Origin of the sequence: Micromonospora sp. NPDC005710 (assembly GCF_040630995.1) — a bacterium.
Taxonomy (GTDB): Bacteria; Actinomycetota; Actinomycetes; order Mycobacteriales; family Micromonosporaceae; genus Micromonospora.
This window is the reverse complement of sequence record NZ_JBEXYP010000023.1, coordinates 51,520-75,055: the sequence shown is the minus strand read 5'-3', so window position 1 is coordinate 75,055 and position 23,536 is coordinate 51,520. Positions and strand designations below refer to the sequence as shown.

22 protein-coding genes are annotated in these 23,536 nt (G+C 70.5%); 15 read left to right on the top strand and 7 right to left on the bottom strand.

Annotated features, from left to right (window positions below; translation table 11 throughout):
- Nucleotides 1-35 precede the first annotated feature (35 nt).
- The 10 genes from ABZ406_RS25860 to ABZ406_RS25815 all read left to right on the top strand — a co-directional run bounded on the left by ABZ406_RS25860 (nucleotide 36) and on the right by ABZ406_RS25815 (nucleotide 8,993).
- Nucleotides 36-677, top strand: a complete 642-nt coding sequence (locus ABZ406_RS25860; protein ID WP_357766599.1) for a helix-turn-helix domain-containing protein — start codon at nucleotides 36-38, stop codon at nucleotides 675-677.
- Between the two features lie 85 nt (nucleotides 678-762).
- The gene (clpB, locus tag ABZ406_RS25855) at nucleotides 763-3,354 is read left to right on the top strand and encodes an ATP-dependent chaperone ClpB (RefSeq protein ID WP_357766596.1); all 2,592 of its coding nucleotides are present in this window, start codon (nucleotides 763-765) and stop codon (nucleotides 3,352-3,354) included.
- A gap of 116 nt (nucleotides 3,355-3,470) precedes the next feature.
- Nucleotides 3,471-3,842 carry a hypothetical protein gene (locus ABZ406_RS25850; RefSeq protein ID WP_357766592.1) on the top strand — a complete coding sequence of 124 codons (372 nt, stop codon included), beginning with the start codon at nucleotides 3,471-3,473 and terminating at the stop codon, nucleotides 3,840-3,842.
- 69 nt (nucleotides 3,843-3,911) lie between these two features.
- Nucleotides 3,912-4,766 (top strand): hypothetical protein, encoded by an 855-nt coding sequence (locus ABZ406_RS25845; RefSeq protein WP_357766589.1) that lies wholly within the window; start codon nucleotides 3,912-3,914, stop codon nucleotides 4,764-4,766.
- A gap of 97 nt (nucleotides 4,767-4,863) precedes the next feature.
- The gene (locus ABZ406_RS25840; protein WP_357766678.1) at nucleotides 4,864-5,424 is read left to right on the top strand and encodes a DUF4178 domain-containing protein; all 561 of its coding nucleotides are present in this window, start codon (nucleotides 4,864-4,866) and stop codon (nucleotides 5,422-5,424) included.
- Between the two features lie 98 nt (nucleotides 5,425-5,522).
- The gene (locus ABZ406_RS25835) at nucleotides 5,523-6,281 is read left to right on the top strand and encodes a hypothetical protein (RefSeq protein WP_357766586.1); all 759 of its coding nucleotides are present in this window, start codon (nucleotides 5,523-5,525) and stop codon (nucleotides 6,279-6,281) included.
- Between the two features lie 73 nt (nucleotides 6,282-6,354).
- Entirely contained in the window at nucleotides 6,355-7,029 is a 675-nt protein-coding gene (locus ABZ406_RS25830) for a hypothetical protein (protein ID WP_357766583.1), read from the top strand.
- Between the two features lie 10 nt (nucleotides 7,030-7,039).
- Nucleotides 7,040-7,849, top strand: coding sequence for an SDR family oxidoreductase (locus ABZ406_RS25825; protein ID WP_357766580.1), 810 nt, complete (start codon nucleotides 7,040-7,042; stop codon nucleotides 7,847-7,849).
- 169 nt (nucleotides 7,850-8,018) lie between these two features.
- Nucleotides 8,019-8,558: an orotate phosphoribosyltransferase gene (pyrE, locus tag ABZ406_RS25820; protein ID WP_357766576.1), complete on the top strand. Its 540-nt coding sequence runs from the start codon at nucleotides 8,019-8,021 to the stop codon at nucleotides 8,556-8,558.
- Between the two features lie 57 nt (nucleotides 8,559-8,615).
- Nucleotides 8,616-8,993, top strand: a complete 378-nt coding sequence (locus ABZ406_RS25815; RefSeq protein ID WP_030332125.1) for a metalloregulator ArsR/SmtB family transcription factor — start codon at nucleotides 8,616-8,618, stop codon at nucleotides 8,991-8,993.
- 165 nt (nucleotides 8,994-9,158) lie between these two features.
- On the opposite strand, the gene ABZ406_RS25810 is transcribed toward ABZ406_RS25815, so the two are convergent.
- From ABZ406_RS25810 to ABZ406_RS25795, 4 genes are all read right to left on the bottom strand, one after another.
- Nucleotides 9,159-9,980, bottom strand: a complete 822-nt coding sequence (locus ABZ406_RS25810) for a DedA family protein (protein ID WP_357766574.1) — start codon at nucleotides 9,978-9,980, stop codon at nucleotides 9,159-9,161.
- Nucleotides 9,981-10,109: 129 nt separating this feature from the next.
- Nucleotides 10,110-11,657 (bottom strand): LPXTG cell wall anchor domain-containing protein, encoded by a 1,548-nt coding sequence (locus ABZ406_RS25805; protein WP_357766571.1) that lies wholly within the window; start codon nucleotides 11,655-11,657, stop codon nucleotides 10,110-10,112.
- A gap of 279 nt (nucleotides 11,658-11,936) precedes the next feature.
- Nucleotides 11,937-13,496, bottom strand: a complete 1,560-nt coding sequence (locus ABZ406_RS25800; RefSeq protein WP_357766568.1) for an LPXTG cell wall anchor domain-containing protein — start codon at nucleotides 13,494-13,496, stop codon at nucleotides 11,937-11,939.
- Between the two features lie 146 nt (nucleotides 13,497-13,642).
- A complete protein-coding gene (locus ABZ406_RS25795; protein ID WP_357766565.1) occupies nucleotides 13,643-13,855 on the bottom strand; it encodes a hypothetical protein in 213 nt (70 codons plus the stop codon).
- A 123-nt stretch (nucleotides 13,856-13,978) separates the two neighbouring features.
- Here ABZ406_RS25795 and ABZ406_RS25790 point away from each other — a divergent pair, with 123 nt between their 5' ends.
- Together ABZ406_RS25790 and fbaA are read left to right on the top strand one after the other, a co-directional pair.
- The gene (locus ABZ406_RS25790) at nucleotides 13,979-14,362 is read left to right on the top strand and encodes a phage holin family protein (RefSeq protein ID WP_030491363.1); all 384 of its coding nucleotides are present in this window, start codon (nucleotides 13,979-13,981) and stop codon (nucleotides 14,360-14,362) included.
- A 135-nt stretch (nucleotides 14,363-14,497) separates the two neighbouring features.
- Nucleotides 14,498-15,523 (top strand): class II fructose-bisphosphate aldolase, encoded by a 1,026-nt coding sequence (gene fbaA, locus ABZ406_RS25785; RefSeq protein ID WP_357766561.1) that lies wholly within the window; start codon nucleotides 14,498-14,500, stop codon nucleotides 15,521-15,523.
- A 51-nt stretch (nucleotides 15,524-15,574) separates the two neighbouring features.
- On the opposite strand, the gene ABZ406_RS25780 is transcribed toward fbaA, so the two are convergent.
- A complete protein-coding gene (locus ABZ406_RS25780) occupies nucleotides 15,575-16,768 on the bottom strand; it encodes a hypothetical protein (protein WP_357766676.1) in 1,194 nt (397 codons plus the stop codon).
- Nucleotides 16,769-17,016: 248 nt separating this feature from the next.
- Between ABZ406_RS25780 and ABZ406_RS25775 the strand changes: the two genes are divergently transcribed.
- Complete coding sequence (locus ABZ406_RS25775) at nucleotides 17,017-17,445, top strand: DUF3151 domain-containing protein (protein ID WP_357766558.1); 429 nt, start codon at nucleotides 17,017-17,019, stop codon at nucleotides 17,443-17,445.
- A gap of 46 nt (nucleotides 17,446-17,491) precedes the next feature.
- Here the strand turns inward: ABZ406_RS25775 and ABZ406_RS25770 are convergent, their stop codons facing one another.
- Entirely contained in the window at nucleotides 17,492-19,252 is a 1,761-nt protein-coding gene (locus ABZ406_RS25770) for a chromosome partitioning protein (RefSeq protein WP_357766673.1), read from the bottom strand.
- 655 nt (nucleotides 19,253-19,907) lie between these two features.
- Complete coding sequence (locus tag ABZ406_RS25765) at nucleotides 19,908-20,981, bottom strand: hypothetical protein (protein ID WP_357766555.1); 1,074 nt, start codon at nucleotides 20,979-20,981, stop codon at nucleotides 19,908-19,910.
- Between the two features lie 124 nt (nucleotides 20,982-21,105).
- Here ABZ406_RS25765 and ABZ406_RS25760 point away from each other — a divergent pair, with 124 nt between their 5' ends.
- The gene (locus ABZ406_RS25760; protein ID WP_357766552.1) at nucleotides 21,106-22,395 is read left to right on the top strand and encodes an adenylosuccinate synthase; all 1,290 of its coding nucleotides are present in this window, start codon (nucleotides 21,106-21,108) and stop codon (nucleotides 22,393-22,395) included.
- Nucleotides 22,396-22,560: 165 nt separating this feature from the next.
- On the top strand, nucleotides 22,561-23,490 hold the full coding sequence (locus ABZ406_RS25755; RefSeq protein ID WP_357766548.1) for a type IV toxin-antitoxin system AbiEi family antitoxin domain-containing protein: 930 nt from the start codon (nucleotides 22,561-22,563) through the stop codon (nucleotides 23,488-23,490).
- Nucleotides 23,491-23,536: the final 46 nt, after the last annotated feature.

Genomic DNA, 23,536 nt, shown 5'->3' with positions numbered 1-23,536 from the left:
AGTGGAACGATCCGTTCCGCTGATAGCCTGGCGGCATGTCACCGACTTCCGGCAAGACGCTCGGCGGCCGCCGCGCCCAGGCCGCCCGCAACGACGAGGTGATCCTCGAAGCCGCCCGCGCCGTCTTCCTGGACGACCCGAAGGCCCCGATCGCCGCCGTCGCCGAACGCGCCGGCGTCGGCATCAGTGCGCTCTATCGGCGGTACGCGGGCAAGGAGGACCTGCTGCGTCAGCTCTGCCACGACGGGCTGCGCCGGTACGTGGCGGAGGCCGAGGCCGCCCTCGCCGAGCCGGACGACTGGGCCTCGTTCACCGATTTCCTGACCCGGGTGGTCGACGCCGACGTGCACTCGCTCACCGTTCACCTGGCCGGCACCTTCACGCCGACCGAGGAGATGGGTCGGGACGCGGTGCGGGCCGGCGAGTTGGCCACCGCGCTGGTCGACCGGGCCCACGCCAGCGGTCGGCTGCGCCCCGACGCGGTCGTACACGATCTGGGGTTGTTGTTGGAGGCGTGCGCCGCGGTCCGCGTACCCGATCCGGAGCGGACCCGCCAACTGCGCCGCCGGCAGCTCGCGGTCCTCCTGGCTGGTCTGTCGTCGGTGCCGGACGCCGACCCGCTGCCCGGCCCGCCCCCGGCGGCCGGCGAGTTCGACTGGCGGTGGCGGCGGGAGTGATGGGCGTCACGCGCTAAGGTTGAGCGGAATACGCTCAACTCTGGTTGTGTCCAACCCAGTGGACAACGCCGATCCGGGGGAGCCCATGAACACCGAAAGACTCACCACCAAGAGCCGCGAAACCATCACGGGCGCTGTCGCGCTGGCCAACCAGCGTGGTCACGCCACCGTGGAGCCCTGGCACCTGCTTTTGTCACTCCTGGACACCGATGGCTCGACCGCGACCGGTCTGCTGCGCGCCGTCGGGGCCGACCCGACCGAGCTGCGCCAGGCCGCCCAGCGTGCTGTCGACAACCTGCCGGCCGCCCGCGGTTCCAGCATCGCCGAGCCGACGTTGGCGCGGGAGTTCGTCAACGCCATCGGCGCCGCCGAGCAGATCGCCCGGCCCCTGGGCGACGAGTACACCTCCACCGAGCACCTGCTCGCCGGCCTGGCCCGGGTGGGCGGGGCGGTGTCCGGCGCACTGAAGTCCGCCGGTGCCACCGAGGAGGCCCTGGTCGCCGCCTTCCCGACCGTTCGCGGTGGGGATCGCCGGGTCACCACCGCCGACCCGGAGCAGACCTACCAGGCCCTGACCAAGTACGGCGTGGACCTGACCTCGAGCGCCCGGGACGGCAAGATCGACCCGGTCATCGGCCGGGACTCCGAGATCCGCCGGGTCATCCAGGTGCTCTCCCGGCGTACCAAGAACAACCCGGTGCTGATCGGCGAGCCCGGCGTCGGCAAGACCGCGATCGTCGAGGGCCTGGCCCAGCGGATCGTCACCGGCGACGTGCCCGAGTCCCTGCGCGACAAGAAGCTGATCTCGCTGGACCTCGGCGCGATGGTCGCCGGCGCGCAGTACCGCGGCCAGTTCGAGGAGCGGCTGAAGTCCGTCCTGGAGGAGATCAAGAACTCCAACGGGCAGGTCATCACGTTCCTCGACGAGCTGCACACGGTTGTCGGTGCCGGCAAGGGCGAGGGCTCGATGGACGCTGGCAACATGCTCAAGCCGATGCTGGCCCGCGGTGAGCTGCGGATGGTGGGTGCCACCACGCTCGACGAGTACCGCGAGCACATCGAGAAGGACCCGGCGCTGGAGCGTCGGTTCCAGCCAGTGCTCGTCGGTGAGCCGACCATCGAGGACACCATCGGCATCCTGCGTGGGCTCAAGGAACGCTACGAGGTGCACCACGGGGTACGGATCACCGACGCCGCGCTCGTCGCCGCCGCGACCCTGTCCGACCGTTACATCACCGACCGGTTCCTGCCGGACAAGGCGATCGACCTGGTCGACGAGTCGGCGTCCCGGCTCCGGATGGAGATCGACTCCCGTCCGGTCGAGGTGGACGAGATCGAGCGGGCGGTCCGCCGATTGGAGATCGAGGAGATGGCGCTGGCCAAGGAGCCGGACGCCGCCTCGGCTGAGCGGCTGGAGCGGCTCCGCAAGGAGTTGGCCGACAAGCGCGAACAACTCACAGTGCTCTCCGAGCGCTGGCAGACGGAGAAGAGCCACATCACCAAGCTGTCCACCGCCAAGGAGGAGTTGGAACGCCTCGGCGGCGAGGCGGAGCGGGCCGAGCGGGACGGCGAGCTGGAACGCGCCGCCGAGCTGCGCTACGGCCGGATCCCCGCCCTCAAGGTCGAGCTGAAGCAGGCCGCGGAGGAGTTGGCCCAGCTCCAGGCCGACGGCGCGATGCTCAAGGAGGAGGTCGGCGCGGACGACATCGCCTCCGTCGTGGCCTCCTGGACGGGCATTCCCGCCGGCCGTCTGCTGGAGGGTGAGACGGCCAAGCTGCTGCGGATGGAGGAGTCGCTGGGCGGCCGGGTGGTCGGCCAGGCCGAGGCGGTCGGCGCGGTCTCCGACGCGGTACGCCGTGCCCGGGCCGGTATCGCCGACCCGGATCGCCCGACCGGCAGCTTCCTCTTCCTCGGCCCCACCGGCGTCGGCAAGACCGAGCTGGCCAAGGCCCTCGCCGAGTTCCTCTTCGACGACGAGCGGGCGATGGTCCGGATCGACATGAGCGAGTACGGCGAGAAGCACTCGGTCGCTCGCCTGGTGGGCGCCCCGCCCGGCTACGTCGGCTACAACGAGGGTGGTCAGCTCACCGAGGCGGTGCGCCGCCGGCCGTACTCGGTGGTGCTGCTCGACGAGGTGGAGAAGGCCCACCCGGACGTCTTCGACGTGCTGCTCCAGGTGCTCGACGACGGTCGGCTCACCGACGGTCAGGGCCGTACCGTGGACTTCCGGAACGCGATCCTCATCCTCACCTCCAACCTCGGGTCGTCGGTGATCAGTGACCTCACGCTCGCTGACGAGCAACGCCGGGAGGGTGTGCTGGCAGTGGTCCGGTCGCACTTCAAGCCGGAGTTCCTCAACCGGCTGGACGACATCGTGGTCTTCGCCTCGCTGCGCGGGGACGACCTGCGCTCCATCGTCGACATCCAACTGAACCGGATGCGACACCGTCTTGCGGACCGTCGACTGGCCCTGGACGTCACCGACGCCGCCCGGGACTGGCTGGCCGAGCACGGCTACGACCCGATCTACGGTGCCCGCCCGCTCCGCCGCCTGGTCCAGACGGCGATCGGAGACCAACTGGCCAAGGCCCTGCTCTCCGGGACGATCCGCGACGGCGAAACGGTAGAGGTGGACCGCATCACCGAAACCAACGCCCTCTCCGTCACCCCCGCCTGAACCTGAACGTGTTGATCAAGAGGTTTGCGTCAATCTGGCGTCTTCTCATGGCGCAAACCTCTTGATCAACGGGGTGGAGTTGGGGTGGACGGGGAAAGGGTGGAGTCATGTTTGGGATGCGGAAGGCTTGGGAGCGCGAATTGGGCGCGGCCGTCGACGAGTTGGTGGCAGCTGACACCCTCGCGTTCGGGGTGGTGGGCTTCGCCGGGACACTGCTGCCGGTGACCGAGGCGTACGAGCGGGTCTCGGCCGCTCTCGACGACCACCCCGAGGAGGTACGCCGCCAGCTCGACCGGGTGCTGGCCGACGGCACACCCGCCGGGCGGGCGTACGCGGCCACGCTGCTGGAGCGCGTCGACCCGGAGGCGGCCCGAGCGGCCTGGACGTCGCTGCGGGACGATCCGAGCGAGTTCACCACATTCGTGGGCTGCGTGATGGACCGTGAAGTCCTCGGCACGTACGCCAGTCGGCGGCTCGCCGCAGCATGATCCATTTGCCGGTCGGTGCTGCCCGATCGGTTCTGCCGGTCGCCGACGACGCGCCGTACGTTGCGAGCCATGAGCCCGCCCGCGACCGCGCCGCGTCCGCCCCGCCCGGTCACCGTGACCAGCGCCTTCTGGCTGCAACTGGCAGTGGTGCTGGTCCTGGTCGGTCTGGCCGCGCTGGCGGTGGCCGAGGCGGTGCACTTCGACGGCCGGATCGACACTGCGGTGCGGCTGGTGCCGGACGCCGACCCGGACGAGGTGGCGGGCGAGCGGCAGGGCAACGTGGCGATGGCGTTGATCCTCGGCGTACCGGCGGTGTTGCTCGCGATATGGCTGGCGGTCACCGCCGTCCTGACCCGGCAGGGTGGCAACGTCGCGCGGATCCTGGTCTTCGTCGCCAGTGGCGCGCAACTGCTCGTCTGCGTCGCGCAGTGCTGCTCCGGGGGGTTCATCGTGCCCCTGTTGACCATGCCGGAGGTCTCGGCGGAGCCGCCGACGGAGTGGGACGAGGAGTGGGAGACCTCGACGTTCTTCGACACGCTCTACTCCGGCACCGATCCCTGGGACGATCTGTCGTTCCCCGCGGCCGGGCTGGGCGTGCTCACCGTTCTGACCCTCTCCGTGGCGGTGGTCCTGCTGCTGGCGCTGCCGCCGGCGAACCGCTGGTTCGTGCCGCGTACCGCGAACGAGGCACTGCCCGGCCCGGCCTGGGCGATGGCCGTGCCCACCTACGCCCCGACCGGTTACGGATACCCGACAGCTCCGTTCATGCCGGGCTTCCTGCCGCCGAACCAGCCGCTCCCACCCGGCTACCTGATCTGCCCCGACCCGGCCGTGCACCTGATTCCGGGCGCGCCGGGCACCCCACCAGCGCCGACCGGACCGCCGGCAGCGCCTCCGGAGGACGCACCGGACGGCGTCCGCTAGCTGAGCTGTCGGCCACAGCGCCAGCCTTCGTGGTGCCGAGGGTTGTTACCGTCTGCGCCGACGTACCTGGGGAGGTGGTCGGGTGGACGCGCTGGTGATGTGCCTGGTGGCGGCTGTTGTCGTACTCGCGCTGGTCGTGATCGTCGTGCGGGCCCGCCGGCGGGCGACGAGCCGGGCCGCCGGCCAGCCGGCGGAGGCGCCGCGCGGCGGCCCGCTCCGCCTGACCCTTGGCGACCGCGTGCGGATCCGCAATCGGGAGTACGCGGTGAGCGCCACCATCCGCCTGGTCGAGGGCGACTGGAGCTGGGTGCAGCATCTCCTCGACGACGACTCTGGCACCCGCCACCGGCTGTCCGTGGAGAACGGCCTCGAACTCGAACTGGTGCTCTGGACCGCCGAACCGGGCGCGACAGTCACCCCGGGTGCCCCGACCATCGAACTCGGCGGGCGGCGCTACACCTGGGCCGAGACCGGGCAGGCGCGCTACACCGCCACCGGCGAAACCGAACTGCCGTCGACCGGAACGATGCGCTACCACGACTACCAGGCCGGTGGCGGCGCGCGGCTCTCCTTCGAGGCGTACGGCGAAGAGGGCTGGAGAGTGGCCCGCGGTGACCTTCTCGACCCCGCCGACCTGACGATCCGCCCCCACGCCTGAGGCGCGCCGAACCGGCCCGGCCGGGCGTCGGGCCCGTCACGGCATGCCGAACTGGCCGGTTGTCGATACGGTGTGGGCGATCTTAGGGAAGGAGAATCGTGGTCGATTCCCAGAGCACGCCGGCCCGCCAGCGGCCATCCATCGTGTCGATTTCCAGTTATCTGCTCTTCCTGTTCCTGGCGCTCCAGGTGATCAGTCTGATCATCACGCTGAGCACCTTCGGCAAGACGCGGGACGCGCTCCGCGACGCGTACGCCAACAGCGCCACCGACGGTGAGCAGGTGGCGGACGTCTTCGCCGTCGTCGGCATCGGTGGCAGCATCGTCCTGCTGCTGCTCGCGATCGTGCTGGGCGTGCTGGCCCTCTTCAACAACCAGGGCCGCAACGGTGCTCGCATCACCACCTGGATCGTCGGCGGCGTCATGGTCTGCTGCGTCGGCGGTGGCCTGCTCAGCAACGCGGCCGGCGGCTTCAACGCCGGTGGCGGGACTGGCGACGGACCGAGCCCGGAGGAGATCCAGCGTCGCCTGGACGAGGCCCTGCCCACCTGGGTCACCCCGGTCAGCCTTCTGCTCGGCGTGCTCAGCCTGATCGCGCTAATCGCGGCACTGGTGCTGCTGGCGCTGCCGAAGGCGAACCCGTTCTTCCGCAAGGCCACCGCAGCCTGGGAGCCGCCGACCCCGGGCGCCAGCTACCCGGGCCACCCGCAGGCGCCCGGTCAGCCGGGCTACCCGCAGGCGCCCGCTGAGCCGGGCTACCCGTCGAGTGGGGAACCGAGCTACCCGCCGCCGGTGAACCGGCCGGACGACACACCACCCACGGATCGGCCCGGGTCGACCCCGCCGTCGACGAGCTGACGGCTCGATAAGCACGACGCCGACGATCCCTCCGAGTAGGTTGCAACCCGAACACCTACCGGAGGGATCCGTCGTGTCGTACCCGGAAACCACGCCGGCCCGTCGGCCCGCAGCCGTCGTGTCGGGCGCGACAGTGCTGTCGGTGATGGCGGTCGCCGCGCTCGCGTACGCCGTGGTCGACCTGGTGGTGCTGGGCGGGACCGTCGACGCGTTCCGCTCCGCCGCGCGCGACACCTCGGCCAGCCCGGAGCAGATCAACGACGTGGTGACCCTGCTCCGCGCGTCCGCGGTGCTGTCGGCGGTCGTGGCGGTGCTCTCCGTGCCGCTGCTCGCCGGCCTCGCTCTCGGGCTGCTGGCCGGCCGCAACGGGGTCCGGGTGGCGACCTGGGTGGTCAGCGGGCTCGGCCTGCTCGGCGGCTGTTGCAGCGTGGCGGTCGTCGTCGGCGAACGGGCCGCGCCGCTGCAACTGGGCTCTGGCGAGCAGGCTCTCGCCGAGTTGCTGGGCCTGATCGGCGACGCGTACCCGTCCTGGTGGATCCCGCTCAATGCCGGGCTTTCCGTCGCCCAGGGGCTCGGTTACCTTGTAGTAGCTACGCTGCTGGCGCTGCCGGCGGCGAACAGCTGGTTCGGCCGCCACCGCTCCACACCCACCGCACCGCCCGGCTTCACGCCCGCACCGCCCGGCTTCACACCAGCACCGCACCAGCCCCCGCCGGCGCCGCCCGCGCCCCCGTACCCGCCCAGGTGAGGACCACCCCGTGACGCTCGATCCCACCACTGCCGAGCGCCGAGCCCTCATCACCGGGGCCACCGCAGGCATCGGTGCGGCGTTCACCCGGCGGCTGGCCGCCGACGGCTGGCACCTTGTGCTCGTTGCCCGCGACGCGACACGGTTGACCGAGTTGGCCACCGAGTTGGGTTCCGCGTACGGGCGCGAGGTGGAGACGATTCCGGCCGATCTGTCCACCGACGACGGCTGCGCCACAGTGGAACAGCGCCTCGCCGACGGCAGTCCCGTTCACCTGTTGGTCAACAATGCGGGGATCAGCCTCAACAAACCGTTCCTACGTTCGACGGCGGAGGACGAGGCGCGACTGTTGCGGCTCAACGTGCACGCCGTCATGCGGCTGACCCTGGCTGCGCTCCGACCGATGACCGAACGGCGAAATGGGGCAGTGATAAATGTCTCTTCAGTCGCCGGATTCGGCACGGCGATGCCCGGCTCGACCTACTCCGCCAGCAAGGCGTGGGTCACCAACTTCAGTGAGTCCGTCGGCCAGTCCGCGCGGCCGTTCGACGTCCAGGTGATGGCCCTCTGCCCCGGCTACACCCGCACCGAATTCCACCAGCGAGCAGGCATCAACATGTCCAAGACGCCGGAGTGGCTCTGGCTGCGGGCCGAGGATGTGGTGGACGAAGCCCTGCGTGACCTGCGCAAAGGCAAGATGGTCAGTGTCCCGGCGTGGAAGTACAAGGTGGTCGTCGCCGGCATGCGACACGCGCCGCGGCGGTTGCTCCAGGCAGTCGCGCGGGACACCCGCGGCCGGATCGGTCGCGACGAGCGCTGAGCGCCAACCAGCCTGTCGCCGCCCGGCGAGCAGCCGGACGACATTGGCGCGCCGCTGTGGGCCCGGTCGCTGAGCGTAGTCGAACATCGCCACTCATCGGTTCCCCCGCGGGCTGATCAGGGTGGACCCCACACACGGCGTTCAGACTTGCGCAGTAACCTCTATCGCCATGGGGGACCACGACGACCTGCGTAAATTCATTACCGACCTGGCTGTGGTCCACGGACGGGTCGTGCTCTCGTCGGGGCGCGAGGCAGACTGGTACGTGGATCTGCGTCGCGTCACGCTCCATCACCAGGCCGCTCCTCTGGTCGGCCGGGTGTTGCTCGACCTCACCGCCGACTGGGAGTTCGACGCCGTCGGGGGCCTCACTCTGGGAGCGGACCCTGTCGCGCTCTCGATGCTGCACGCCGCCGCTCCGACCGGCCGGGCCCTGGACGCCTTCGTGGTGCGCAAGGCGGGCAAGGCCCACGGTCTTCAGCGGCGGATCGAGGGACCGGAGGTGGCCGGCCGCCGAGTAGTGGCGGTGGAGGACACGTCCACGACTGGCGGAAGTGTTTTGACAGCTGTCGAGGCGCTTCGCGAGGCCGGGGCGGAAGTCGTGGGCGTGGTGGTTATTGTTGATCGAGGCGCCGGCGACGCGGTGCGAGCCGCCGGATTGCCGTACCGGGCGGCCTATACGTTGGCTGACCTCGGCCTTGTGGCGTAAAAGTCTGCCGATTCGGATCTGCTGATATGCAGGCGGATCGATGCTGCTGGTGGAAGGATGGAATACGTGGGAACTGCGTTGGCCGAAATGACTATGCCTCAGATCTCGCCGCTAAACGGCGAGCCGATCGAACGTGCCGATGCCGAGCGTCTCGCCGGGGTCCTCAAGGCCCTTGCTGATCCTGCTCGGTTGCGGCTGCTCAGCCTGATCCAGTCGGCCCCCGAGGGCGAGGCGTGCGTCTGTGACCTGACGGCGCCGCTCGGCCTCTCTCAGCCGACGGTCAGTCATCACCTGCGTATCCTCACCGAGGCCGGCTTGTTGCAGCGGGAGAAGCGCGGTGTCTGGGCGTACTACAGCCTGGTCCCGAGTGCGATCGCGACGATCGCTGACCTGCTGACCCCGCCGCGTAAGCGAGCCACCAAGAAGGCCCGCTGACGTAGGCACACACGTCGTCCCGAGCCGGGGCGACGTCCGGTGGCGAGCCAGGGGTGGCGCCACCGGTGGTTGACACCTGCTCGTCCCCGGTCGCACCACCGGAGGCCGGGTTCGACATGCCGACGGCCGACCCCCTCACCAGGGGGCCGGCCGTCGTCGTACCCCTCAACGGTCCTGACCGTGCTCCGGACGCTGACGGCCGTGCTCGTGGCGGTCGTGGTCGAACGCCTCGCGGGCGGCCTCCACCGCGCCGGCGGCACTGGCCGCCGCGACCACCGCTACCGCCTCGCCGCGCTTACGAGCCCGCCTGTCGCGCAGGAACTCGACGAAGATCGGCAGCACCGAGATCAGGATGATCAGGGCCACCACCGGCAGGATGTAGTGGTCGATCTTGTCGCCGATGGCCTGGTAGATCTGCTCGGCCAGCAGGTAGCCGATCAGCAGGATGCCGTCCACCCAGAGCACCGCGCCGACGATGTTCCAGAGCAGGAACTTCCGGGCCGGCATGCCGAGCGCACCCGCGACCGGGTTGAGGAACGTCCGGACGATCGGAATGAAGCGCGCCAGCACGACTGCCTTCGCCGGGCCGAACTTCTGGAAGTAGTACTCGGCCTTCTCGACGTACTCCTTCTTGAAGAGCCGCGAGTTCGGCCGCTCGAACATCGGCCGGCCGTACCGCGCGCCCAGCCAGTGCCCCAGTTGGGCGCCGAGGATCGCGCAGATCGGCCCACCGATCAGCAGGCCGGCGAGGGAGAGGCGGGTGCCGTCACCGAAGATCGCGTCCGCGACCGGTGACGAGGCGACCCCGGCGAGGAACAGCAGCGAGTCACCGGGGAAGAAGAACCCCACCAGCAGGCCGGTCTCGGCGAAGAGGATCACCCACACGCCGATCAGCCCGAAGGTCTGCAACAGATCCTTGGGATCGAGCGGGTTCAAAGCGACGCTCTCCAGGAGGGCGCGGGTCTTCTCAGCTGTGTCCACGGCCACAAAGGGTACCGAAGCCCGAGGCCCCGGCCGCGCCGGACCGGCCCGTCACCACCCGCCCGCGCCGTGGGGCCCAACGACGGTGCCCCGCCGACCGTGGTGGTCGACGGGGCACCGGTGGTGCGGGGTGGGTCAGGCGACGAAGCGGGTCCGGCGGCGCTTGGCCACCAGGTAGCCGCCGACACCCGCGGCGAGCAGCAGCGCGCCGAGGCCGGCGATCAGGCCGGTGGACTGACCGGTGATCGGCAGCGAGCCGCCGTCACCGCCACCGCCGTTACCGCCGTCCGGGGAGGTCGGGTTGATGACGATCTTCGCGGTGTCGTTGCTCTTGTTCGGGTCACCGATCAGCGCGGTGGTGAAGGCACCCGCCGTGTCTGGGACGACCTTATCGATGCGGAGCGCGAACTCGTATAGGGACTCGTAGTCCTTGTCGTTCGGGGTCTCGAGGACCTGGCAGGCGTATTCCTTGGCACCCGGCTCACCCCAGCCAGCGTTCCACGGGTCCCACTCCTTCTCCGGGGTGAACGGCACGCAGTCGAAGGGAGCCTCGACCACAGTCGTGTCGGCCGGGATGGACACCCGGACCGGCAGGTCCTCGAGGCGGATACCCGGCGTGCCCTGGCCCAGGTACTCGAGCACAGCCGGCCCAAGATTTGTGAAGCCCGGCGCGACGGTGACCACATCGCCCTTCTTGCCACTCGTGGCGGTGGCCTTTGTGGCCAGGTCGGCGTGGTTGTCACCGGTCACCCGGACGGTCCCGATGGTGGTGTTATTCATGTGGTCCAGCTCGGTCTGCGGCACCCGGGCCGCAGAGGCGGACTCAACCAGCCGCAGCTTCTCGCCCGTGCCGGGCTTGACGTCGTCCAGGAACCAGTCCTTGAACGCCAGGTCCCAGTCGTCAATGGTCCACCAGTCGAGCGCGACCGGGAGTTCGGCGCCGGTGCGTGCCTCGGAGGTCACCTTGATCGGCAGATTCTCGGAGAGCTTGTACGACTTGCCCGGCTCGATCTTCGTGTCGAATGTGCAGAAGGCGACCGAGCCCCAGTCGTCGGTCTTGCAGTTGGAGAAGTTTCCGCCGTAGGGGGTCAGGTACTGGGCCTGGACGACGAGGACGGCACCCTCGACGGGAGTCTCACCGGCGTTGCGCACCACGCCCGGCAGGAGCGCGTTGCCACCTGGAGCGCCATCGGCCTCGACGGTCGGGTCGCTCACGAGGTCAACGCCCTCGGCGACGGTGATGTCGGCCGTCGCCTTGGCCGTCTTGCCGCCGGAGGTCATGCTGATCGCGAGAGCGCCCTTCTGCCCCGGCTTCGCGTCCTCCTTGCCATAGACCTGGTAATCGAAGTCGGGCGATTGGCCGTCCTCGATGTCAGCTTCGCAGTGCAGCTTGGCCGGCGTCGCCTCGCACGTCCAGCCCCACATCGGCTCAACGGTGGCGAACGCCGCGACCGCCGACAGGTCGATGTCGATTGAGGTTTGGCCGAACTTCGGCTCGGACTCGGTGTCGGTGGGCTGGGCGTAGAGCCAGCCGTAGCCAATGTGGCCGGGTGCGAGCAGCAGATCGTGCGTGGCGATCTCGAATGGGGCCTCGGCGGCGACGGCCGGGCTGGCGGAGGCGGCGACGAACGCGCCTGCAACGCCCAGGCCGGCGAGCCACCGCCGGGCGGAGTGGGTGAGCATGAGGAGGTTCCTCCAGTTGGGGAATCAGGTGGAGCCTGCGGATCTTAAGGAATCACTAAGGTTGCCCGCCGCCCCCGCCGCCCCTCATCGATCAAGACCAGCCGAAAGGTTGATCAGAGTCACCGCAACGTTCAGCCGGTCCGCTCCCGCACGGGTGTGGACGGCTTCGGCCAAGAAACTGTCGTACCTGTTGGCGGACACCGTCCTGCTGGTGCACATGACGACGATGCCCCGCCGGCCAGGTACGGGTCGGCGGGGCATCGGTCGGGCCGGGACGGGTCAGGCGACGGTCCGGCTGCTCGGGCGTCGGGCGAACAGGTAGCAGCCCGCACCGGTGACGAGCAGCAGGGCGCCGATGCCGGCGATCGCTGTGGTGGGAGCGCCGGTGATGGGCAGCGAACCGCCGCCACCGCCACCCTCACCGTCATCCTGGCCACCGCCGCTCTGGGCCGAGTTGACCACGATGGTGGCCTTGTCGTTGGCCGGTTTGATGTCGTCGCGGAAGCTGCCGCCGGCCGGGCACTCGCACGGCGCGTTGACCCGCACCGCACCTCGGGCGTTGGGGATGACCTTGTCGATGCGGAGCCGGAACGTCGAGGTGTAGCTCTGCCCGGCCACCAGCAGCATCCCCGAGGCGCACAGGTAGGTGCGGGTGCCCTGCCGCAACTGGCAGGTGTCGGGGACCTCGACGGCGGTGGTGCCCGGCGGCAGCTCGACGTCGGTGTGGGTGGCGGCCTCGAAGTCCCCGTTCGTCCGGTCGAGCGTCGCCGGGCCGTTGTTCCGGAAACCGACGGTCGCCGTGACGACGGCGCCGGTCCTGCCCTTGAGCGTGGCGCCGATCGCCGCGAGGTCGGTGCCGTTCGTACCGGTGGTCTTGACGATCCATCCGGTGTGATCGTTGCCCGGGTTGACGTCGGTCTGGGCGGCCTTCCGCATCCGGCCGGGTGCCTGGGTCAGAGTCAGTTTCGGACCGCTGCCGGGGGTGGCCGCCCGGGTGCCGACGGCGGCCCGTACCCGGGTCAGGTCCTCGAAGTCGGCAACGGTCATGAACTGGGCGTAGCCGGACTGGTTCGTCGGCGCGTAGGTGTCAGTGGCGAGTTCGAGGTTCAGCGCGGCGACCAGCCCGGTGCCCACCGGGATGTCCTCGTCGAACTGGCAGGAGACCAGGTGGTCGTCGGCGTAGAGGCAGTTGCTGAACCGGTCCGTGGCGCGGATCGAGTAGCTGAGATCGAAGACCGCGACGAACCCGTTGACCGCCGTGTCGCCGGCGTTGGCCACGGCCAGCGGCACCGTGAACTTTCCACCAGGCTTCGCGGACAGGTTCGTGAACGGGCCGCCGGCCAGGTCGACCCCCTCGCCGACCCGGACGTGCGAGGTGTAGTCGCCGCGCCGACCGCCAGCCGCCTGGAAGCTGACGGCGATGTCCCCGGAGTCACCGAGCTGCGCGTCGTCGGTGAGGCCGAGGCGCACCTGCCCGGTCGCGTTGCGGTAGGTGCCGCTGCCGACCGGCGGCACCTCCTGCAGGACGACGTCCTTGGGCTCCGCACAGACGAGGACGCCCGGCTCCGGTGCGGAGCACTGCTGGCCGTCGGCGGGGGCCACGGTGATCTTGCTGGCCAGGGAGCGGTAGTCGTACCGCACGGAGACGTCGGTGAGGACCGTCGGCTCGTCGGCGTACAGGAACAGAGCGCGGGTGGTCGGCGTGCCACCGACGGCCAGTGTGGCGTTCTGGAAGTAGGGCTCGACAGTGGTCGCGGCGACAGCGGGCCCGGCGGAGAGGGCGACCAGCGCGCCTACCGCGCCGAGCCCGGTCAGCCAGCGGAGCGAGTGCTTGAACATGGGTTCCTCCGGTGGGGGTACCTGTGGCGCTCGTCCAACCTAGGGAGGCCACGAGGTCTCCGGTAACCCCTACGGATCGATATCTGTCCAATGACCCGAACGGCTGAACACCTCTGACGCAACGGGCAGCCGGCCCGGCAGCGGGATCAGCGGTACTCGTCCTCGTCCCCGGTGACCACCCGGGCCTGCTCCATCGCGTCCCAGTCGCCGACCTCCAGGCCACGGTGCGGCTCACTGTCGACATCGGCGGGGGCGGCGACGGTGGCCTGCTCGACAGCGTCCGCCGGGTTCGCCTCGCTGTCGCGTTCGTCGGGCGTGAGGTGGTCGCCGGGGGTGAAGTCCTCGTCGGGCTGACCCATGGTTCCTCCCGGGGGTCTCGGGGCACGGTCCCACCCACCGTACGGGTCGGGCGGGCGCGCCGCCCGGAAGCGGAGTAGGCCGAATCAGCCCTCGGCGACGCGACCCGGTGCCAGGATGGTGCCGTGGGCTTCCTCATCAGACTGGCGATCACCGCCGTCGCGTTGTGGATAACCACGCTGATCGTGCCCGGGGTGGACGTGCACGGCCGCTCGGGTGGCAACACGGTGCTCACCCTGATCGTGGTGGCACTGATCTTCGGTGTGATCAACGCGGTGCTCAAGCCGGTGATCCGAGTCGTCGGCTGCGTGTTCTACCTGCTGACCCTGGGCCTGTTCGCGCTCGTGGTCAACGCGTTGCTGTTCCTGCTCACCGACCGGATCGCCCGCGGCCTCGATCTGCCGTTCCAGGTGGACGGATTCTGGCCGGCGTTCTGGGGAGCCATCGTGATGACCGTGGTGACCTGGTTGATAAGCGTCATCGTGCCGGACAACCTGGACCGTCGGTGAACGGCCGGCACCCGGGTCGGTTGTTCCGGCGCACCTCACCTACGGGATACTTCCGGCGGAGGACAGCGCGGTCCGGCGCACACATGAAGAGCAGCGGCCAGCACGGCCGAGAGTGGTAAGTAAGGAGCACATCACATGCCCATCGCTTCCCCCGAGGCCTACGCGGAGATGCTGGACCGCGCCAAGGATGGCCGGTACGCGTACCCCGCGATCAACGTGACCTCCTCCCAGACGCTCAACGCGGCGCTCAAGGGCTTCGCCGACGCGGAGAGCGACGGCATCGTCCAGGTCTCCACCGGTGGTGCCGAATACCTCTCCGGCCCGTCGATCAAGGACATGGTCACCGGCGCGGTGGCGTTCGCCGCGTACGCGCACGAGGTGGCCAAGAAGTACTCGGTGAACATCGCCCTGCACACCGACCACTGCCCGAAGGACAAGCTGGACGGGTTCGTGCGTCCGCTGATGGCCATCTCGCAGGAGCGGGTGAAGCGCGGCGAGGAGCCGCTCTACCAGTCGCACATGTGGGACGGCTCGGCCGTGCCGGTCGCGGAGAACCTCGAGATCGCCGCGCAGCTGCTCGACCAGGCCGCCAAGGCCAAGATCGTCCTTGAGATCGAGGTCGGCGTCGTCGGTGGCGAGGAGGACGGCGTCGAGAACGCCATCAACGACAAGCTCTACACCACCACCGATGACGGTCTGGCCATGGTCGAGGCGCTCGGCCTCGGCGAGAAGGGCCGCTACATGGCGGCGCTCACCTTCGGCAACGTGCACGGCGTCTACAAGCCGGGCAACGTCAAGCTGCGTCCGGAGATCCTCAAGCAGATCCAGGACGCCGTCGGCGCCAAGTACGGCAAGGACAAGCCGCTCAGCCTGGTCTTCCACGGCGGTTCGGGCTCCCTGCTGAGCGAGATCCGTGAGGCGCTCGACTACGGCGTGGTGAAGATGAACATCGACACCGACACCCAGTACGCCTTCACCCGCCCCGTCGTGGAGCACATGCTCCGCAACTACGACGGCGTGCTGAAGATCGACGGCGAGGTCGGCAACAAGAAGCAGTACGACCCGCGCGCCTGGGGCAAGGCCGCCGAGGCCGGCCTGGCCGCCCGTGTCGTCCAGGCCTGCGAGGACCTGCGCTCCACCGGCACCACGATGACCAAGTAACGACGTACTCAGCAACGGCCGGCTTCCCGCACGGGGAGCCGGCCGTCGTCGTCAGGCCGTCAGCAGGCGGACGGCCTCGCGCACGTCGTCGGTGAGATGGATCGTCGACGCCAGGTCACCGAACGGGGACGCGGCCAGCAGCGGGCGCAACAGCGCCTCCACCGGCAACTCCTCGGTCCAGTAGGCGCGGTCCAGGAAGATGTACGCCCCACTGGCGCCGTCCGTGCCGTAGTAGGTCTTGGTGGCCGCCTGGAACACCTCCTGCACAGTGCCCGCCCGTCCCGGCGCGAAGACGATGCCGCCCCGGGCGAGACGCAGGATGGTGTCCTCCCGGATCGCGTTCGAGAAGTACTTCGCGATCCGCCCGGCGAACAGGTTCGCCGGCTCGTGCCCGTACAACCAGGTCGGAATGGCCAGGCCACCAGCACGCGCCCAACCCAGATCGTCGCCGCGTTGCCGGGGCACCCCCGCGTACCGCTGCCGCACCGTCAGTGCCGCGGCCGTGTACCTGTGGTGGTCGGTGAAGTCGGGGGCGGTGGCCAGCAGGTCGATCGCCGCCGTCACATCCGTCGCCGGACGGTCCGCCAGGTAGGCGCCGAGGTTCGCGGCCTCCATCACCCCGGGCCCGCCGCCGGTCACCACCAGCCGGTCGGCCCGCGCCAGCTCCCACCCCAGCACGGCCGCCATCCGGTACGCGGGACTGCCGCGCCGCACGGCGTGCCCGCCCATGATGCCCACCACCGACTGCGGCCCGTACGCCGCCAGCCAGACCCGGGTGGCGTCGGCCAGCGCGTTGTCCACGCCGTGGTCGTGCAGCCGCTGACCCAGCGCCTCCTTGACGTCCGGCAACGCGCCGCCGTGCGCCCGGTAGTGGTCGTACACCCGGGTGTCGTACATCCCGGTGAACCCGCCCTCGACGAACCCGGCGGCCAGGTCCTCCGGCGTGTAAAGGTGCGTCGGCTGGGTCGGGTACGGCAGTCCCGAGAACGGCGGCACCACGTTCGCGCCGCGCCGGACCAGGTCGGCGCCCACGTCCCGGGACGCGAACCGGCAACCGACGAAGAGGGTGCCGACGACGTCGACGTCGGTCAGGTCGGGCACCGGCGCCAGGTCGAGCCGCAGGCCCTGCACTGTCAGGCCGGTCAGCCGACCGGTGGTCAGCTGTCGATCGAATTCGGCCCGGGTCTGGATCTCACCGGCGTGCAGGTGCGGCTCGATGACGTCCGCGGGAGGTGGGGTCGGCACCCGGCCATCCTGCCCGTCCGCCCGGGCCGGCCAAACCTCGGGCCGGGCCGGAACCGGCAGGAGCCCGGTGGTCGTGGCCACCGGGCTCCTGCTTAACCGGTTCCTGGGGAGGCTCCGGACTATCAGTTGTAGTGGAAAACACCTGGCGGCGGCATAGGCCGCAGGCGTGACCAACTCCTCAGCCGTTCAGCGGGACACGTCGGCCGACCCGCTCGCGTCTCACCCCGTCCAGCGGGTTGAATGGGGCGATGCAGAACCTTTTGCCAGAGCCACCGGCCACCCGCCTGCCCGTGAACGACGAGGCCGACGCCGCCCTGGCCGCCGCCGACGAGGCCGGCACCGACGAGGCGTACGCCAATGTGGCGGCCGGCTTCCCGACCTACAGTGCCGCCTGGGCGGAGCTCGCGGCGCGGGCGTTCGCGCAGGGCCAGGTGGTGACGGCGTACGCGTACGCCCGCACCGGCTACCACCGGGGCCTCGACCAGCTGCGCCGCAGTGGGTGGAAGGGGCACGGCCCGGTGCCGTGGTCACACGAGCCCAACCAGGGCTTCCTCCGCTGCCTGTACGTGCTGTCCCGCGCCGCCGGCGAGATCGGCGAGGCCGACGAGGCGGCCCGCTGCGCCCAGTTCCTGCGCGACTGCGACCCGGCAGCGGCGGATGCGCTGGCCAGCAACTGACCCCGCCCCCGGCGGCCGGCCCGACACCGGGCCGGCCGCCGGCGGGTTACAGGCCTTCGGCGACCGCGGCGGCGATCTTCAGCCAGGCATCCCGGGTGGCCGAGGAGAGCCCGCCGTACCGGATCGGCTCACCACTGTCGATGAGCCGCTCGTACGGGGCCAGCAGCACCGCCCGGGTGCGGGCCGCGAAGTGCTCCTGGATGGCCGGTAGGTCGATCTCCTTGCGGGACGGCGGCATCGACACCACTGTCACGGCCTGCCGGACCAGCCGTTGCCGGCCGCTCTGCTCCAGGTGGTCGAGCATCCGGGCGGCGGTCTCGGCGGAGTCGTTACGGGCCGACATGGTGACCACCAACTGGTCGGTGGCGTCCATCGACGCCTGCCAGTTCTGCGCCCGGACGTTGTTCCCGGTGTCCACGAAGATCAACTTGTAGAACCGGCTGACCACCTCGCGAATCTCGGCGAACGCGGCAGCGGTCAACATCTCGCCACCGGTGGCCGACTCGTCCGACGCCAGGACGTCGAACATCCCCTCGCCCTGCGAGCGGACGTACTGCGACAGGTCGCCGACCCGCCCGTGCGCGCCCTGGAACTGCCCCAGGTCACGAAGCATGTCCCGCACGGTGCGGGAGTGGAAGTCCTGTTGGGCGCGCATCCCGAGGGTGCCCTGGGTTTCGTTGTTGTCCCAGGCCAGCACGTAGCCGCCACGCTTCTGGCCGAACGTCATGGCGAGCAGCAGGATGGCCACCGTCTTGCCGGCACCACCCTTCGGGTTGACGACAGTCACCTGCCGCAGACCGCCGAAGTTGCGGCGCACCATCTCGATGTCCCGCTTGAGCTCCTGCTCGTGCCGCCCCGGCGAGAGCCGGAGCAGACCCATCTTGTTGACCACCGCGCGGACGCCCATCGTCGCCACCGGGTCCGCGGGCCGAACCTGACGGCGTCGGGCGAAGTCCTCGGCGGTCGGCGCGACGGTCTCGTCCGGTGCCCAACTCGCGTCCGGGTACGCGGTCGCGTCCGGATAGGCGGGGGCCGGCACCCGGGTGACCCCGGCGGCCTCCTGGTACGGCTGACCAGGCGTGCCACCGGGAGAACCCTGCTGCCAGGGCGGCGGGTACCAACCCGGCGAGGGCGGGAACGGCCCGGGAGGCGGGGTCGCCGACCCAGTCTGCTGAGGAGTCTGCTGCGGTGCGGGTGGGACGGGCGGCGGCGGACTGAACTGCGTCAGGTCGGGCGGCGGCGGAATCTGTGCCGGACCGGCCTGGCCGGGGACGGCCGGGGTGAACGGCTGCCCGGGGTGCGCCTGCGCGGGACCGACGTGCGGAACGACTGGCGGCGGCGGGATCGGAGGCGTCACGGCGGCCTCGTCCTGAGCGGGTGCGGCCGCTCCGGCCGGACGTTGCGGCGGGTATGCCCACGGCGACTCGGCGATCGGCCGCGCCGGCCCGTCCTCACCGGGCCCACCAGCCTGCGGCGCTGATCCCTCGACCGGCGGTGTCGGCCCTTCGGCCTGCTGGGCCGCACCACCAGGCTGCGGCGCGGGAACGGTCACCGCAGGGCCGGTCGCCGCGGAATCCGTTGGCGCGGGGCCGGCGGCCGTCGGGTTGTCGGTGGCGCTCGGGCTGACGGCGGACGCCGTGGCGGCCGGGGTGGACCGGTCGACGGCTGCGGCCCGGTCGGTGGCTGCGGGCGTCGTGGGCCGGTCGGTGGCTGCCGCTGCGGTGGGGCGATCGGCGGCCGCGGTGGCCTGATCCAGGGTGAACGGCAGATCCAGGTCCACGCCGCCCGGGGTGATCGGCGGTGCGATCGGGCCCCTGCCGACGGGCTGGACCCGCGTCGCGTCGCCGACCTGGCTGGCCGCGTCACCCGCGGCGGGCCGCCCGCCCTGCGGCGTGACGGTGGTGTGCGGTGGGGCAGCGGCGACGCCCGGCCCGCCGTTGCTCCCAGGGCCACTCGCCGGCTGAGCAGCTGTCGCGGGCGGCGCGGGCGGTGGTGACCCGGCGGCCGGATCGGACGGTGGTGGCCAACTCGGCTGCGCCGGCGCCCAACCCGAGCCGGACGGGCCGCCCGCCCCCCAACCCCCGGGCGCCGGGACGGCGCCGGTGAGCGACGGGTAGTCCGACGGCGAGGGCGGCGACAGGGCCGGAGCGCCGGGCTGACCGGGAACCGGCGGTCGACCGATCGGCGGCGCGGCCACCGGTGGCGTGACCGGCGGGGTCACCGGCGACGGCCCACCCCGCTGCTCGGCGACCGCGGCCCAGGGCGGCACCGCCCCCCGGTCGCCCGGATCTGGTGGCCAGAGTGGTTCGACGTCCCGCTCCGGCACCGGCTGCTGGCCGGGCACCTGCGCCCGGTCGGCGTTCTCGTCCATTACGGCCCTCCCCAGTCCTCCTGCGAGGATAGGCCCAATCGCCCAGCAGGGCCGATCGGCGCAGGCAGGTTGGCCGATCCGTGCGGCGACGTCAGATCGACCAGACCGCCCACGCGCCCGGCTCGATCCACCACGAACGCTTGCGGGTCAGTTGGCCCTCGACACCATCGTCGAGGTACGGCACCTTGCCCTCCCTGGGCAGCACCGACACCGCCCGCCCACGGGCCCGCCGAACTTCGAGGCGTACCCGCTTACGCCCCCATGCCGAACGGACCACCACCGGCACTGCCACCGCCACCTCGACCTGGCCGTCGGTCGGGTCGGGCGCGGTCAGCAGCGCCACGTCGTCGAGCGTGGCGTACCCGCCGGCGTTGCCGACCGCGCAGGCCAGCAGCAGTTCCGCACCGTCGGTGAGGATCGTGTCGTCGACCTCCACCCGGGCGCGCCAGTGCAACGGCCGGCCGGCGTCGTCGGCAGCGCCGAGGAGCGCGCCGTCCAGAGTCACCGACCCGCCGTCGTTGCGCAGCAGGTCCAGCCGGCGCGGAGTGCCGTCGAGCACTGCGGTGGCCACCGCCACCGGGTCGCGGGGCAACCCGAGCTGCGCGGCCAGGTCTCGGTGGGGGCCACCACGAGCCGGATCGAGCGGGAGTACGGCCACCGGCGGCAGGTCGGGCAGCGTCCGGTCGCCGGCCAGATCGTCCGGGCGCTTGCTCGGCGCCGGGGCGTACCGCTTGACCAGCCGGCGCAGCACGGCGCGCAACTGCCCGTCGCTGGCGGTCGCGACGACCAGCCGGGTCTTGCTGTCCGGGTCCGGCCAGGTGAGGCCGTCCGGGCGGGCCGGGCCGTCGAGCCGGGCCAACACCGCGTCGATCTCCGCGTCGGAACGGGCGGTGACCGTCTCCACCCGGGCCCCCCGGGCGATCAACGCGTCGGCGCAGGCCAGCACCGGCACCCGTGGACGCTCCGTCGCGCACTGCTCGGTCTCGGCCTGGCGACCGCTGACCTGGTCGGTGTCGGTCTGACCCGTGCCGACCTGGTCGGTGTCGGTCTGGTTCGTCGGGGCGGCGTCGGCCCCGGTCGCGCCGCCGCAGCAGGCCCCGCCGCTGCCACAGCCCCCGGAAGCGTCCCGCTCCGAGCCGAGGGTGAGCAGCACCACGTCGTACACGGAAGGAGCCTCCTGCCTCTCGACGCGACCCCTGCCGGCCACGCCGTCATTACTTGTTAACCTGACACCCCGGGCTCGCCGAGCGGTCGCCACCTGGCACCCGAGCCTTCTGGAGGCGGAAAAGATGCCAGCGATCGTGCTCCTCGGCGCTCAGTGGGGCGACGAGGGCAAGGGCAAGGTTACCGACCTGCTGGGTGAGCGGGTCGACTACGTCGTGCGCTACTCCGGCGGCAACAACGCCGGACACACGGTGATCACCCCGGACGGCCAGAAATACGCGCTGCACCTGATGCCGTCCGGCGCGCTCTCACCGAACGCGATGATCGTCATCGGCAACGGTGTGGTGGTCGACCCGAAGGTGCTGCTCGCCGAGATCGACGGACTGGCCGAGCGGGGCGTGGACGTCTCCCGGCTGCGGATCTCCGGTGACGCGCACCTGATCATGCCGCACCACCGGGCGCTGGACCGGGTCATCGAGCGCTACCTCGGCTCGTCCCGGATCGGCACCACCGGCCGAGGCATCGGCCCGGCGTACGGGGACAAGGTCGCCCGCATCGGCATCCGACTCCAGGACCTGCTGGACCCGGGCATCCTGCGCAAGAAGCTGGAACTCGCGCTGCGCGAAAAGAACCAGATCCTGTTCAAGGTCTACAACCGCAAGGCGATCGACCTCGAGGCGACAGTCGAGGAGTACCTGGCGTACGCGGAGCGGCTCAAGCCGTACATCGCGGAGACCCGGGCGATGCTCTGGGACGCGCTGGACCGTGGCGAGACGGTGCTGCTGGAAGGCGCCCAGGCCACCATGCTCGACATGGACCACGGCACCTACCCGTTCGTGACCTCGTCCAACCCGACCGCCGGTGGTGCCTGCGTGGGCGCGGGCATCCCGCCGACCGCGATCAACAAGGTCATCGCGGTGAGCAAGGCGTACACCACCCGGGTCGGCGCCGGGCCGTTCCCGACCGAACTGTTCGACGCCAACGGTGACCACCTGCGCAAGATCGGTGCGGAGTACGGCACCACCACCGGGCGGGAGCGCCGGTGCGGCTGGTTCGACGCGGTGGTCGCCCGGTACGCCTGCCGCCTCAACGGTGTCACCGACCTGGTCATCACCAAGCTGGACGTCCTCACGGGCCTGCCCAAGGTGCCGATCTGCGTCGGCTACGAGATCAACGGCGTCCGGGTCGACGACATGCCGATGAGCCAGACGGACTTCCACCACGCCACGCCGGTCTTCGAGGAACTCGACGGCTGGTGGGAGGACATCACGAAGGCCCGCAGCATCGACGACCTCCCGGAAAACGCCCGCCGCTACATCGCGCGGGTCGAAGAACTCTGCAACACGAGGGTGAGCGTCGTAGGCGTAGGCCCAGGCCGAGAAGAAAACGTCCACCTCCACCCCCTCCTCCCCTAAAACCCACCCCACCCCCAGCCCAGCCTCGGTTGATCATGAGGTTGGCGTGGTATTCGATCTTCAGAAGCCTGTCAACCTCATGATCACTGAGGTGGTGGATGTCGTCGTCCACAGGGTTATCCACAGGGCTGGTGATTGGTTGGTGGAGCGGCAAGCGTGGGCTCTGTGGATCGCGCAGAGCTTGTTCGCTCGATTGCTGCCGCCCAGGATGACCTGATCACCCGAGCGCAGGCGCTGAAGGCCGGCTTCAGCCGGCACGACATCGATTACCTGGTGGCCGTGGGCCGTTGGCGGCCACTCGCTCGAGCGGTCTATCTGACGCGCGGTCCGGACGGCGAACCAGCCGCTCGTCGGTGTCGCATTCGTGCTGCGGTGCTCTCGTTGGGCCCGGCGGCTCACGCGGTGTTCGGCACTGCGGCTGAGCTGTACGGCATCGCCGGACTGCCGCGTCGGGACGAGATACACGTGGCGCTGCCGGGCAGGGCGGCAAGGCTGGCGCGGGTATCGGATTCCGCAATCGTGCTGCATCAGCTCGAACACCCGGTGGGCACTGTGGTCCAGGTGAACGGGATCAGGGCTACCGACCCACTAGTGACCGTCTCCGAGGTCATCCTGCGGGAGCGCCGGTACCCGGCGGTTTCGTTGCTCGATTCGGCCCTCAATCGGAAGCTGCTCGCGCCTGAATGCCTCGCCACCATTCCGGCGCTGATCCGCGGTCGACGCGGGGCGGTCGCAGCACGGGGTTACCTTGCTGAGGCGGATGGTCGGGCCCAGTCTCCTCTGGAGACCCGCACTCGGCTGCGATGCGTTGACGGGGGAGTCCCGCCCGATGCGTTGCAGCTGGAAGTACGCGACGACGACGGCTATTTGCTGGGCATCGGCGACCTGGGCTGGCGCGGCCCACGACTGATCGCCGAGGCGGACGGCCGGGACCCACACGGCACCCCGGAAGCCGTGTTCGCCGACCGCCGTCGCCAAAATCGCCTGGTGAACGCCGGCTGGACCATCCTCCGCTTCACCTGGCAGGACACCCTCCACCCGAACTACATCCCCGAAACGGTCCGCCAGGCGATCACAGCCCTTCAATCCCGTTGATCATGAGGTTGGCGGGTCATTCAGTGATCCACGGGCTCGTCAACCT